Annotated in this window: 16 protein-coding genes; 7 read left to right on the forward strand and 9 right to left on the reverse strand. The window is 38.7% G+C overall.

Annotation, left to right across the window (positions count from 1 at the left end):
* Positions 1–46: 46 nt before the first annotated feature.
* The 3 genes from hisG to AAAT26_RS05575 all read right to left on the reverse strand — a co-directional run bounded on the left by hisG (position 47) and on the right by AAAT26_RS05575 (position 3,377).
* On the reverse strand, positions 47–1,648 hold the full coding sequence (hisG, locus tag AAAT26_RS05565; protein WP_316594322.1) for an ATP phosphoribosyltransferase: 1,602 nt from the start codon (positions 1,646–1,648) through the stop codon (positions 47–49).
* A gap of 264 nt (positions 1,649–1,912) precedes the next feature.
* Positions 1,913–2,776, reverse strand: coding sequence for a histidinol-phosphatase HisJ (hisJ, locus tag AAAT26_RS05570; protein WP_287541814.1), 864 nt, complete (start codon positions 2,774–2,776; stop codon positions 1,913–1,915).
* A gap of 100 nt (positions 2,777–2,876) precedes the next feature.
* Positions 2,877–3,377 carry a GNAT family N-acetyltransferase gene (locus AAAT26_RS05575; protein ID WP_316584313.1) on the reverse strand — a complete coding sequence of 167 codons (501 nt, stop codon included), beginning with the start codon at positions 3,375–3,377 and terminating at the stop codon, positions 2,877–2,879.
* A gap of 232 nt (positions 3,378–3,609) precedes the next feature.
* Between AAAT26_RS05575 and AAAT26_RS05580 the strand changes: the two genes are divergently transcribed.
* Positions 3,610–4,062, forward strand: coding sequence for a hypothetical protein (locus AAAT26_RS05580; RefSeq protein WP_316584314.1), 453 nt, complete (start codon positions 3,610–3,612; stop codon positions 4,060–4,062).
* A 17-nt stretch (positions 4,063–4,079) separates the two neighbouring features.
* On the forward strand, positions 4,080–4,421 hold the full coding sequence (locus tag AAAT26_RS05585) for a hypothetical protein (protein ID WP_316584316.1): 342 nt from the start codon (positions 4,080–4,082) through the stop codon (positions 4,419–4,421).
* A gap of 53 nt (positions 4,422–4,474) precedes the next feature.
* Here AAAT26_RS05585 and AAAT26_RS05590 read toward each other — a convergent pair whose 3' ends face one another.
* The 6 genes from AAAT26_RS05590 to AAAT26_RS05615 form a co-directional block, all read right to left on the reverse strand.
* On the reverse strand, positions 4,475–4,822 hold the full coding sequence (locus AAAT26_RS05590) for a hypothetical protein (RefSeq protein WP_316584318.1): 348 nt from the start codon (positions 4,820–4,822) through the stop codon (positions 4,475–4,477).
* 249 nt (positions 4,823–5,071) lie between these two features.
* Positions 5,072–5,740: an energy-coupling factor transporter transmembrane component T family protein gene (locus AAAT26_RS05595; protein WP_316584320.1), complete on the reverse strand. Its 669-nt coding sequence runs from the start codon at positions 5,738–5,740 to the stop codon at positions 5,072–5,074.
* A gap of 9 nt (positions 5,741–5,749) precedes the next feature.
* Positions 5,750–6,562: an energy-coupling factor ABC transporter ATP-binding protein gene (locus AAAT26_RS05600; protein WP_118091118.1), complete on the reverse strand. Its 813-nt coding sequence runs from the start codon at positions 6,560–6,562 to the stop codon at positions 5,750–5,752.
* Positions 6,555–8,180: a tryptophan transporter gene (locus AAAT26_RS05605; RefSeq protein ID WP_316584321.1), complete on the reverse strand. Its 1,626-nt coding sequence runs from the start codon at positions 8,178–8,180 to the stop codon at positions 6,555–6,557. The genes AAAT26_RS05600 and AAAT26_RS05605 overlap by 8 nt, the downstream gene beginning before the upstream one ends.
* A 140-nt stretch (positions 8,181–8,320) precedes the next feature.
* Complete coding sequence (locus AAAT26_RS05610) at positions 8,321–8,641, reverse strand: type II toxin-antitoxin system RelE/ParE family toxin (RefSeq protein ID WP_278470128.1); 321 nt, start codon at positions 8,639–8,641, stop codon at positions 8,321–8,323.
* A 2-nt stretch (positions 8,642–8,643) separates the two neighbouring features.
* Complete coding sequence (locus AAAT26_RS05615) at positions 8,644–8,889, reverse strand: type II toxin-antitoxin system prevent-host-death family antitoxin (protein ID WP_004694224.1); 246 nt, start codon at positions 8,887–8,889, stop codon at positions 8,644–8,646.
* Positions 8,890–9,106: 217 nt separating this feature from the next.
* Between AAAT26_RS05615 and AAAT26_RS05620 the strand changes: the two genes are divergently transcribed.
* The 5 genes from AAAT26_RS05620 (at position 9,107) to rbsD (ending at position 12,263) form a co-directional block, all read left to right on the forward strand.
* Positions 9,107–9,628 (forward strand): cysteine hydrolase family protein, encoded by a 522-nt coding sequence (locus AAAT26_RS05620; RefSeq protein ID WP_278470126.1) that lies wholly within the window; start codon positions 9,107–9,109, stop codon positions 9,626–9,628.
* Between the two features lie 108 nt (positions 9,629–9,736).
* Positions 9,737–10,393, forward strand: a complete 657-nt coding sequence (locus AAAT26_RS05625; RefSeq protein WP_004694229.1) for an NAD(P)H-binding protein — start codon at positions 9,737–9,739, stop codon at positions 10,391–10,393.
* A gap of 36 nt (positions 10,394–10,429) precedes the next feature.
* On the forward strand, positions 10,430–10,612 hold the full coding sequence (locus AAAT26_RS05630; RefSeq protein ID WP_012863713.1) for a hypothetical protein: 183 nt from the start codon (positions 10,430–10,432) through the stop codon (positions 10,610–10,612).
* Between the two features lie 322 nt (positions 10,613–10,934).
* Positions 10,935–11,822: a ribokinase gene (gene rbsK / locus AAAT26_RS05635; RefSeq protein WP_316689586.1), complete on the forward strand. Its 888-nt coding sequence runs from the start codon at positions 10,935–10,937 to the stop codon at positions 11,820–11,822.
* A 27-nt stretch (positions 11,823–11,849) separates the two neighbouring features.
* Complete coding sequence (gene rbsD, locus AAAT26_RS05640) at positions 11,850–12,263, forward strand: D-ribose pyranase (protein WP_316584326.1); 414 nt, start codon at positions 11,850–11,852, stop codon at positions 12,261–12,263.
* The last annotated feature ends 32 nt before the right edge of the window (positions 12,264–12,295 follow it).

Raw genomic sequence — 12,295 nt, forward strand, 5'->3', positions numbered from 1 at the left:
ATTAATCCTAAATCTTACTAGCCGGATATATGATTCACTCTACATCTTATGTATTAATTGCTTCTGAAAGCTGATCAATGAGTTTAAAAATAGTATTTCTCTTTTGTTTTAAAGCTAATGGATTGGCTACGAGGCGTGTAGAAATTGGTTGCAACCAGTCGAAAATTTCTAAATTATTCTCACGCAAAGTTGTACCCGTTTCCGTAATGTCTACGATAGCATCAGCTAACCCTACGAGTGGAGCCAGCTCAACGGAGCCTTCAATTTTGATGATTTCTACATCTTGAGCTCCAAAGTATTGTTTTGTAACAGTTGGATATTTCGTACCAATTCGTTGACGACGGCCTTCTTTAGGGTCATAGCCTGCTAAAGAAGCCAAGATAAATTGGCATTTACCCGTTTGTAAATCAAGCATTTCATAGCTCGTATCGTCTTGTTCATCTAATACATCACTGCCGACGATACCGAGGTCCACAACGCCGTTTTTCAAATACGTCGTTACATCCGGCCCTTTTGCGAGGATGACCTCCATAAAATCGCCCAAAGAAATAATAAGTTTACGTGCCTTATTATGTAATGATTCACAATCTACGCCACAGGCTTCTAGGAGAGGAATAAAATCCTTTTCTACACGGCCCTTCGTAAGAGCGATGCGTAATGTATCGTTATCCTGCACTTTGCTTTCACCTTGCAAGGTAATATCAGTCAAGACATCAATGTTGAAAGCCATCCCAACGGCCGGCATCGGTGTACCATCAAAGCTAGATAACAGTCCATCATAACGACCACCACTGACGATATATTGAGACACGCCGTCCACATAACCTCTAAAGGTAATACCTGTGTAATAAGATTGAGGCGGTTCTGTAGACACATCGATGCGGACCTGTTGCCCTGTTTGCTCCACTTGGTTTGCCATGTCTATGAGATTATCTAAAATGCGCTGCGCCGCTGCAGGCAAGATGATTTGGTTCAGCTCATCCTTGATATCTTGAACCGTACCAAATAAACGAGGCCACACATTGAGGAATGGGAACAACGCACTATTTTTAAAGTCAGCAATCAACTCGTTGTAACGAGGTAAATATTTGGTGAACAAAGCCTCGAGAAGTTCTGTTCTTTCCTCATCACTGAGTCCTAACGCATCGGTGATAGCACGAGAGAATCGAGCATCACCAATTTCGAGCAATAAGCTACCACCTAGCTGAGTTTCATTTACCTCTTTAATGATCTTGAAGCACTCTTGCTCTGCCTCAATCCCATCATAGCCCACCATCTCGATACCACCTTGCGTCACTTGGTTCACATCGCCGCGGTGCTTTTTATTTTTCATGAACACATCGCCCAAGTAATAGAACGTGCGAGGCAATTCAATATTAGTAGTCGCCAAGAAACGACCGATAGGCATCGTCAAATCGGGACGAATTACGACGGATGCTTCAGAACTATCCATGAATTCGTACATATGTTGACCGCGCCCCATTGCATAGCCATTGAATACATCTTTGTACTCTACGAGAGGCGTAGAAATCTTTGTATATTGACGATTTCGACAAAGACCGAGCACATATTGACTCACATCATCCTTGCGCTCCGCTACGATCCCTATATCATCACGGAAACCAGTAGGTAATTGCTGCTGTACCATCGTAAACATCCTTTCTATCATTTGATCTATATCATTTCTCATATTTTTGAAAGCTATATATCATCTGTATTAACCATTTAAGTTATATGACGGTTTAAATCATCTAGCTATTCAATTTGTTATGAGAAAAAATTTACCTATATCGATGCTTTTCTATTTTATCGCTTTACTTTATTAAAGTATGAAATCATAATATAACGGTTCTATAGAATTGTCAATAGAACCGTTAATATTTCATGTATTTACTATAATAATGATTTGATGCTATCCCCAAACGTTTTCTATATCTGCCACGCTATGTGCATCGGATCCCAGTACAAATGGCACACCAATGATAGCCGCCATGCCTTGGATGAAACGGCTTGGGTACATTTCACGGCAGTCTGGCTTGAAGAAGCCGCTCATGTTATAGTCTAGTTCGCGACCTTGGACGCGCATAATATGCAAAATATCGCTCACCACCTGCGCATTGCGACGATCTAAATGACGTTCAAAGCCAAAGTGGTGTTGGTATTTTTTTATCAAATCAAAATGACCTATACGTTTAGGTGTATATTCACCGAGGTCAGCTCGCACGGCTTGGCGCACTGTAGAATAATACTTGTAATATAACTCATATTGTTTTTCAATCCACGGTCCGAAGCCTTTCTCAAATTCTTCAGGACTGTAGTCTAAGCAGTAAAAAGAATTATTAACGCCTTCCATAAAGTGAACGGATAAAATATTATCATCCGTCAACGGACCGTAGCGATCTAAGAACTCTTGAATATCTGATTCAAAGCCTGGAATATAATCGACTTCAAAACCGAGAGAGATATCGATATGTGTGCCATACGCACGTTGTAATTGACGACCTAGCTCTAAATAGGCATCAACTTGATTCAATTTCAAAGACGCTGTATCATAGGCCTTTTTATCACCACCGTATTCTGCAGCAAAAGCTGTTGGCAATGGTGCATGTTCTGTGAGGCATACCTTTTCTATACGCAACTCGATGGCCTTTTCAATCATCATCGCAGTTCGGTCCCCACTACCATGTGGACACAATTCCGTATGTACATGACCGTCCACAAGACGGCTGCGATACTTACTGTATCCAACGAACTGCCTTTCGTCTTTCATATTCATTCAATCACCCCTATTCGCCCTACCCCTTGGCGAATCCTTATCTATAATCTATACATCATTAGTATAACGTATTAATATCTATGTTTTCCTATACTAATTATTATACCAATAATGCGTATGTTTCGGTATCCTGATATTTACCATGTTTGAATCCCACTTGCGGCGTTAACCCACAATAGATAAACCCAAATCGTTCATGTAGCACTGTGCTTGCTGCATTTCCTGCAGTAATGACAGATACCACCGTATGTAATGTTTCCGTTTCTTTCGCATGGTCTAATATATGAGCCATCAATTTAGATGCTATACCTTTGCCACGATACTCTTGATGGATATAAATAGATAACTCCACCGTACTTTTAAAAGCATCCTTTGTTCTATATGGTGAAAGCGATGCATAGCCTACCACAACATCGTCCATAAGCCCTACAAAAATGCAGTGCTCAGACGTTTTATGCGCATCAAACCACTCCTGCCACTCTAGCAATGTACGAGGTTCAAGATCAAGCGTGGCTACGCCGTTCACAACCTCGTAATTATAAATATCTAAACAAAGAGATACATCATCCTTTGTAATTGGTCGTATTGCTAATTCACTCATATATTAATCCTCTTATGACGTTATATTATTTATTGTTATTTTTCTTAAACATGTATCTACTATTTTACGCCTTATACGAATAAACCTCAAAAATTAATAATGATACTTTCTCATTATTGTAAGACGTAAAACAAATACATCATTTACTATAGTACATTTTTCTGATATTCTATCATTGATGAACATAACATGAATTTTGCATTATTTTAATTTTTATAAGGGGAGAATTAGTATGAAAAAATTTTTGCTTTTATTTTCCTTTGCAATACTACTAGTAACATCTACAGCTAATGCAGTTTCAATAGAAGAGTTACAAGCCAATAATAAAACATATACCTTATTTTTCTCAAATAATACAGAAGATATTTATATAGAAACAAGCACAATAAAAACTGTACGTAACCAAGATCACTTCTTTATTATTAATGCGACTGCATATTCTGTAAATTATAAACAAGGCAGAATATACAGAAATGAAAACTCCTATTTTTTCGACCAAAATCGTCGCTCTATTAACTGGCGACCGAATGCAACAACGATTTACTACCTAAATGGAAAAATAAATCATAGCCGTGTACAAATAGATGATATTAAAGGCACTTTCATATTTCCATCAGCTATTAATTCACCTTCATATATTGTAGCTACTAAACTATTCCAAAATCAATTCTATAAGACATTTTAATCATAGGAGTAAATAGTATGAGAAAAATACTTACTATATCACTTTTTATTCTTTTTACAGGCTTTTTCGTTAATCACGCTTCAGCTGTAAATTGGGTTTACTTAACATCCAATAGTCAAAATGCTTCACTTTACTATGATAACGATCGAATTCAATATTTTCCTGGAGGTAATATAGTTGTTGCAATCAAATCAGTATTACCCAATGGTGTTAGCTATGAAAATATCATCATGATTGATATACAAAATAATGATACTTATTTTGTAGTTGAAAATGGTAAAGTAATTGATCCTCCAAAACGTGTAACAATAAAGTCTGGAGATCCATTAGATACACTCAAAAGAAAATTGCAACAATAAGAACAAAACGGTTTCTATAACTATCAAATCAGTTATAGAAACCGTTCTTAAATTTAATATTTCAAATTAAGCTGCTGTTTAACAACTTGAAAAGCCTTACTTACTTTTTCAGAATCACTAACCTTCCCTTTTTTATAAGAATATCCATCAAAAACAGAATAATACCAATTACCTTCACTATAACCAAAGGAATATCTTTCAACTCCAAACGGCGTATTACCTGGATGTATTACTTTAACTACTGCATATATATCAGCAGTTTTTGCACCACCCACATAGTTAGTATCAATATAATAGTTATTATTTGAAGAGCTATATACCCATACATCTTCAGCATTAGCTACAGTAGATACCCCTAAAATACCAACTAACCAAAGACAAAACAATAATAATTTTTTCATTGTACTCACACCTTATATAAACACATAACACATTAATAACTTCACTATAACAAAGATTTATAATTTTCTCTTAAAAAGAACATGAAACATTCATAAATTATAAATTTCACGATAGCCACCAAGAAATTATATCCTCAGAATCATTAAGAAATCTCCTGTACATAACTACTAAGTGAGCCCCTAATATATAGAAAATAAGTAAAGAAAAAGGACGAGCTACAACTCGTCCTTTTTATATAATTTTATCTATTACACAATAACAAATAAAAGTATTGTAATAGCAATTAAAGCAACAATCACAGTATAGTCGATTCTTTTCAATCCTACGGATGCAGCAAAGCTGTGTGTTGGACCACCGAAGCCACGTAGTTCCAATGATAACGCCATTGTTTCAGAGCGTCCCAAGGATTTTAGCAGTAATGGTTGGATAACGGATACATAAGATTTGATGCGTTTAATAAAGTTGCCTTCTAGAGATAATCCACGGCAAGCTTGTGCCTCTTGTACAGCATGACTTTCAGCAATGAAATCAGGCACAAAACGAAGAGCAGCAGTGAACATAAATGCATATTCGTAAGGAATTTTGCATTGTGTTACGAGCGCTGCCGTAAGGTCTTGCAATTTTGTAGTTGCCAATAGTCCAATGAACACAAGTGTCATAGCGAGCATACGTAAGCCAGATACGATGGCAGATGTTACATCGCCGCTGCCGAGGAATTGGATAAGACCAAGAAATACGGCAAAGCTAGTTAATGCCAACACTGCTTTGTGTTGTTTGAACAACAAACCCGCTACAAACAATACACCGAGTTCTACTACGACTAATACCAATAGAGATACCCAGTCGCGCAACAGGATGGCCCACACGGATACGGCGAGGGTCATCAAGATTTTTGTTAACGGTACTAAACGTCCCATATGTCCCTCCTATTTTCCGCTCAACTGAGCCACTAACTTAGATTTCAATTCATCCATAGATTTGCAATAGCCCAAGGATGGTACCGCTAGTGAAAGCTCTACACTTGGCGGTTTCGTAAGGCCTAAATCTTGCAATTCATCCGTAGACTTTTTGAATAATTCTTCTGGACTGCCATCAAAGGCTACGGTTTGGTTGCCCATGATGATAGCACGGCTACATTCGCTAGCCATGATTTCCATATCATGTGTGATGAGAAGGATCGTAATGCCTTCTGCATTGAGCTGACGCAATAATGCTAATAGCTCTTTTGTTTCCTTACCATCTTGACCACTTGTTGGCTCATCAAGGATGAGGATTTTAGACTTCATAGCCAATGCGGAAGCAATGGCTACGCGTTGCTTTTCACCACGGCGCAATGTCGGAGGGTATGCTTCACGCAAGTGAGCAATACCGGTACGTTTCAATACTTCATCAACGATGCGTTTCACTTCGGATTTAGTGCGACCCAAAGACTCAGGACCAAAGGCAACCTCAGTGGCTACAGTCGGTCTAAACATTTGACGATCTGGCTGTTGGAATACATAGCCGATAAATTGCCCCCGTTTAGACGGCGGCATGGACGTAATGTCCCTACCGTTATAATACATGCGGCCTTCGCTAGCCTTTTCGAGACCTACGAGTAAACGAGTTATGGTCGTTTTACCGCAACCATTACGACCACCGATGGCGATATATTCGCCTCCTTCGATGGTGAAAGTCACGTCTCGGAAAATATCTACGGATGGCACATAGCCAAAGCGGATGTTTTCAACCTTAAGCATGAGCGCCACCGTCCTTTCCTGGTACATCATCAACACGTTGAACTGGTTGTCTATTTTCTACTATATTAGAATAATCAGCAAAATTATCTACTATATTTCTTTGATTAGCTGGAGAGTTGCTTTTACCATGTACCTCGGTTTGAATAGCATGAGCCATTTCAATTTGATGCAAGCCCTTGATAGCAGACTCGATGCTGAGCCAAGGTTCATCACTGTGGAAACCGGCTTGTTCTAGTTCCATATAGGTTGTAAATACAGATGGCAATGCATCAACATGAATATTATGTTCGTACATGTAACGAAGCGTAGTAGGTACATCATCGTCACAAGCGATAGAGCCATCCACCATGAGGGCCATGCGGTTAGCGTACGGCAATACAGCATGCAAATCATGGTCTATAACGACAACGGTGATACCGTGTTTTTGGTTCAAATCACCTACGAGGCGATATAATTCGGCGGTCCCATCTGGATCGAGGGAGCTAGTCGGTTCATCAAGAACAAGTACGGTTGGGTTCGTAGCCAATACGGAAGCGATAGCCAAACGTTGGCGTTGGCCACCAGATAAGCTTGTAATCTTGCGGTCTTCTAATCCCACAAGACCAACTTGTTCAAACACCTCTTGAGAGCGAGATGTAATCGTTTCACGATCATAACCACGGTTTTCCATGGCAAAGGCCACTTCTTCACGAACCGTCATCGTTACGAGCTGTGTATCGTAATCGGCGAGAACTACACCGATATGGTTCGCTAGTTCTGGAATTTCCATTTGCGTGGTCGCTTGGCCATCTACGAAGACCATACCTTCTAGACGTCCACCGTAGAATTTAGGCACCGCACCTACCATCGCCATGCAAAGGGTGCTTTTACCACAACCTGCAGGACCAGTTACCACTAAGAAGTCACCATCATGTACATCGAGATTGATGTTTTCAAGAGATGGCGTAGTCGCCTTAGGATGGTAGTAATTTACGTGCTCAATAGAAATCTTAGCTTGGCGCTCAGGCAAGATCGTTAAGTGACTATGATCGGAGCCCAATTCCTCTGCACTTGGCAACATGCCACGTTTAGAAAATAAACGTTGCGCTGGAATGTATAAAATCGGCGTAATGGCACCATTCAAAGCACCTACGATAAGAACCATCGGCCACATACCGTACATGTACACATTGTCTGGCAAACCCAGAACTTGCCACAAAATGGTAACGAAGATACCGCCAGATACAACGGTTGCCAAGAATCCAGATAAGATTGGCGTCAAATCGAAGCCCCCAATTTTACGGAACTTCATGGACAGCATAGCGCGCGTCACTAGAGCTGCCGTCAAAGCACCACCTGGTTCGGACAACAAGTTGCCGTATGGGAATGCGGACTTAGACGTCAATACGTTGATGAGGGCTGCTACTAGGCCAATCCCCAAAGTTTGACTCAAACTAGGACGAGTCAATAAAATAGCTACGCAGTACGTAGCAATCGTCCAGTTCGGCGTTACCCCAGCCACACTAGGGCTCACCAAATGCAAAATCGTGCCCAATGCGAGCATCAATGTGCTGACAGTAACCCATCTAAACTGGCCACCCTGCACATGCGTGTACACAAGATCTTGAATCCGTTCCATAATAGCCTCATTTCTATAAAAATATATATGGATTTATTTTATCATTCTTCGAGAATTTGTGAAAGCCTAGAGACTATCAAGGGACTTCAAGTAAAGCCCATAAAAAAAGCACCATCTATTAATGATAGTGCTTTTAAGAACTAATGTACTTCATCTAATAATATTCTAAGATAATTACGTCTACTGTTTAATATTCTATCAATATAGATAGTCCGATCTAAATAACGGTAAAAACTTAAATAATTATGACAAAGTAAATATCTGTATTCAATTTTACTTCCTAGATTAATCAATAATCGCTGCCCCATTTCTGGAAATATACTCAACGAATCATTCGTAGTTACTATATCCAAAACGGTTTTCTTAGCTAACTCAATATCACCGGTTTCTTCTTCTATAAAAGATTTTATTTCTAGCAAATCTTCTCGTGCTTTTGGTGCATAGCTAATTTGATTATTCATAATTAAATCCCCAATTCAGTCTTTAGTTGCTCTGATGAAATCCAGCCTTGTTCTTCACCAGATTTACGACCTGTCTCTAAAGCGCCCATAAGTTTTATCGTAGCCATTAGACGTTCATAATCTTGAATATCCATAATTGCATATCGGCCTCTACCATTTTTAGTTAAGAATACGGGACTATCTATAGTAACATCACGTAAAACTTCAGAATAGTTTCGTAAATCTGAAATAGGTTTTATATTCGGCATACTATCACCTCCAGAGTACTTTAGTGATATACTACTCATTTTTCTAATATCTTATCACTATTGTAGTTAAATTATCGCGTAAATTCAACATTAAATTTTACAGCACCCTTTAAAATTACTATCAACATCTATGATACTTCTTTCTTCCTTTTCTTATTATATACTTATGATATAATGCGCATAGATACTTATTTACGAATAAAAAAGGAAATATATCATGGCACAAGCATTAATCGTAATCGATATACAAGAAGGCTTAGTTAAGGAAAACCCTTACAATGCCAAAAACTTTATCTCAAATACAAAAGCAATCATTCAACATTTTAGAGATCAAAATATAGAAGTCATTTTTATCAGACATTCTGAAGATGAAGGCTTATTAGCAATAGGTAGCGATAATTGGCAAGTCTATCATGAATTAAAGCCTCAAGAAAACGAAAAGATTTTCAATAAATATTACAATAGCATCTTCAAGGATACTGAATTAAAGGAATATTTAAACCGAAAAAATATTACCGATGTAACATTTGTAGGAATGCAAGTGGAATTTTGCATTGATACATCTGTGAAAGTAGGCTTTGAGTATGGTTATAATATCACCATCGTCGAAGATGCTATCTCAACCTTTGATAATGAGTATCTACCAGCCGATACAATCCTATCCTTTTACAAAGAAAAGATTTGGCGGAATCGATTTGCACAGCTAAAAACAACAAATGAAATGTTAAGCATCAATTAAATTACGAAAATAATACAAAGATTTTTATAATTTTTTCTCACGTATTTGTCATATATGTATGTTAGAATTTCATTAAATATTTATGCCCGAACATAGGAGGTCTTTTTTATGTATAAGTATATTACGATTTTAGGAGCTGCGGGCCAAATAGCTCAAAAGTTGACTGCTACACTATTAACATATACAGATATGCACATTACATTATATGGTCGTCAGTTGAAAACACGTATACCTCCAGAGATTATCGACCATGAACGTGTTACAGTGATTGAAGGTTCGTTCCAAAATCCTGGTAAATTAGAACAAGCTGTAACAAATGCGGAGGTTGTATTTGTAGGTGCTATGGAGTCTGGCAGTGATATGGCTTCCATCGTGAAAGCATTGAGCCGCAAAAATATACGCCGTGTTATCGGTGTGTCCATGGCTGGACTTTCTGGTGAATTCCCTGTAGCACTTGAAAAATGGACCTTCGATAACTTGCCGATTAGCTATGTTCAAGGTGAGCGCCAAGCACGCAATGTATTACGCGAATCCAACTTAAATTACACCATCTTGCGCCTCACATGGCTTTACAATGATCCAGAGAAAACTGATTACGAACTCATCCCTGAAGGGGCTCAATTCAACGATGCCCAAGTTTCACGCGAAGCAGTGGTAAAAGCCATCTTTGATATCTTACACGCTGCGGATGAAACGCCTTTCCACCGCACAAGCATCGGTGTAGGTGAACCAGGTACACACTATGACAAACCAAGCTTTCACTAATATATAGCTATATTAACAATAAAGGCCTGATAGACTATGAAAATAGATAAAAGCTACAGTAATACAATAAATATTGACGATAATGCAACTAATATTTTACAAGCTAAGGTAGATATATTATCTGCTCTTGTACAAGGCCAAAATGACATCATTCAAGGTCGTATTCTATCTTTAGAGAAATCTTTTGATAGTATAGATAAAATGTTAGATAAAATATAAATAGTATAATATATTAATTCTTTAATAATAAGGTATATCCAAGATCTAAAGAGTACATTTTTACTCATGTAACATAGATTTTGGGTATACCTTTTTTATTCCTACATTTTATAGATATTTATATAGATAAACTCACGTATTTACGCTATACTAATAAATGATTAATATACACTTATAGGTATGTGAAAGCAAATGCCTCTTAGATTATCAATTATATTTATATATACAGTTCGTTGTATAAAATGTGCAAGATTTTATGTATAAAAATAAATGATAGTCATTTTTAGTCCCAGTTAGGGCAGAGGCGAATTAAGGAGTTATTATGAATCGCATTGTTGTTATTGGCAGTTGCAACATGGATATTGTAGTTCTCGCGGACAAACGCCCTACTGCAGGCGAAACAATCATGGGCAAAGAATTGCACATCGCTCACGGTGGCAAAGGTGCCAACCAAGCGGTAGCAGCTGCCCGATTAGGTGCAGAGGTTACCATGGTTGGTTGCATCGGTCAAGATGCTTACGGTCAAATGATTGTGGATAATCTAAAAGAAAATCATATCAATACGGACTACATCGTCACTGTTCCAGATACAACAACTGGTACGGCTCACATTACATTGGCGGAAGGTGATAACAGTATCATCGTTATCAGTGGCGCAAATGCTAAGGTAGATCAAACCGTAGTAGATAACGCTTGGTCAGCTATCGAGCAAGCGGATCTCGTAATGGTTCAAAACGAAATTCCTATTCCAACGATTGAATACATCGTTCGTCGTTGTCACGAGGCTAATGTGAAAGTCCTCTTAAATCCGGCTCCAGCGGCAGACCTCGATCCTGAGTGGTTAGCATTGGCAACCTATATTACGCCAAACGAACACGAGCTTTCAGCGCTTTACCCTAATCAATCTACAGAGAAAACATTATTAGCTAACGAAAATAAAATCATCGTTACCCTCGGTAGCAAAGGCGTAGGCTACGCCGACAACGGTAACATTCACACCGTATCCGGTTTCAAGGTGAAACCAGTAGATACAACAGGTGCAGGCGATACATTCAACGGTGCCTTTGCAACGGCTATCGTTAATGGTAAAAGCTTAGCCGACGCTCTACACTACGGCAATGCAGCAGCAGCCCTCTCCATCCAACGATTAGGCGCCCAAGGTGGTATGCCTACGAAGGAGGAGGTCGCTGCATTCTTGGCAGAGAATTAACCTATTGAATAGAAAAAGGAGTTATCTATGCAACGACAGGGCATTTTAAATAGCCATATCGCTAAGGTTCTTGCAGATCTCGGCCACACAGATACGATTTGTATCGCCGATTGTGGTTTGCCAGTACCTGAAGGGGTTCAAAAAATCGACTTAGCATTAGATTTTGGCATACCAAGCTTTGAGCAAGTAGTATCCATCATCGCTAAGCATATGAAGTCTGAAGCGATTCATGTGGCAAAAGAAATTAAAGAGAATAATCCTGAAGCTTATGACTTTTTGGAGTCTACGTTCCCATCCGATCAATACGAATGGATTAAGACGAGCCACGATGCTTTTAAAGAAGCAACCAAACAATGCAAATGCATTATTAGAACTGGTGAAGCATCTCCGTATGCCAACATTATCTTGCGTGCCGATTGTATTTTCAGCGATCGTCCGTAGAATAATAGATTAAGATATACTTTCACCAGTCA

Source organism: Veillonella parvula, from assembly GCF_040094895.1.
GTDB lineage: Bacteria > Bacillota > Negativicutes > Veillonellales > Veillonellaceae > Veillonella > Veillonella parvula_L.

Coding starts and splice junctions, on each gene's coding strand:
- AAAT26_RS05580 (WP_316584314.1), top strand. CDS start 3,610: ATGAAAAAATTTTTGCTTTTATTTTCCTTTGCAATACTACTAGTAACA.
- hisJ (WP_287541814.1), bottom strand. CDS start 2,776: ATGAATATGAAAGACGAAAGGCAGTTCGTTGGATACAGTAAGTATCGC.
- AAAT26_RS05620 (WP_278470126.1), top strand. CDS start 9,107: ATGGCACAAGCATTAATCGTAATCGATATACAAGAAGGCTTAGTTAAG.
- AAAT26_RS05615 (WP_004694224.1), bottom strand. CDS start 8,889: ATGCCGAATATAAAACCTATTTCAGATTTACGAAACTATTCTGAAGTT.
- AAAT26_RS05595 (WP_316584320.1), bottom strand. CDS start 5,740: ATGGGACGTTTAGTACCGTTAACAAAAATCTTGATGACCCTCGCCGTA.
- AAAT26_RS05585 (WP_316584316.1), top strand. CDS start 4,080: ATGAGAAAAATACTTACTATATCACTTTTTATTCTTTTTACAGGCTTT.
- rbsD (WP_316584326.1), top strand. CDS start 11,850: ATGCAACGACAGGGCATTTTAAATAGCCATATCGCTAAGGTTCTTGCA.
- AAAT26_RS05625 (WP_004694229.1), top strand. CDS start 9,737: ATGTATAAGTATATTACGATTTTAGGAGCTGCGGGCCAAATAGCTCAA.
- AAAT26_RS05590 (WP_316584318.1), bottom strand. CDS start 4,822: ATGAAAAAATTATTATTGTTTTGTCTTTGGTTAGTTGGTATTTTAGGG.
- AAAT26_RS05630 (WP_012863713.1), top strand. CDS start 10,430: ATGAAAATAGATAAAAGCTACAGTAATACAATAAATATTGACGATAAT.
- AAAT26_RS05575 (WP_316584313.1), bottom strand. CDS start 3,377: ATGAGTGAATTAGCAATACGACCAATTACAAAGGATGATGTATCTCTT.
- hisG (WP_316594322.1), bottom strand. CDS start 1,648: ATGGTACAGCAGCAATTACCTACTGGTTTCCGTGATGATATAGGGATC.
- AAAT26_RS05600 (WP_118091118.1), bottom strand. CDS start 6,562: ATGCTTAAGGTTGAAAACATCCGCTTTGGCTATGTGCCATCCGTAGAT.
- AAAT26_RS05610 (WP_278470128.1), bottom strand. CDS start 8,641: ATGAATAATCAAATTAGCTATGCACCAAAAGCACGAGAAGATTTGCTA.
- AAAT26_RS05605 (WP_316584321.1), bottom strand. CDS start 8,180: ATGGAACGGATTCAAGATCTTGTGTACACGCATGTGCAGGGTGGCCAG.
- rbsK (WP_316689586.1), top strand. CDS start 10,935: ATGAATCGCATTGTTGTTATTGGCAGTTGCAACATGGATATTGTAGTT.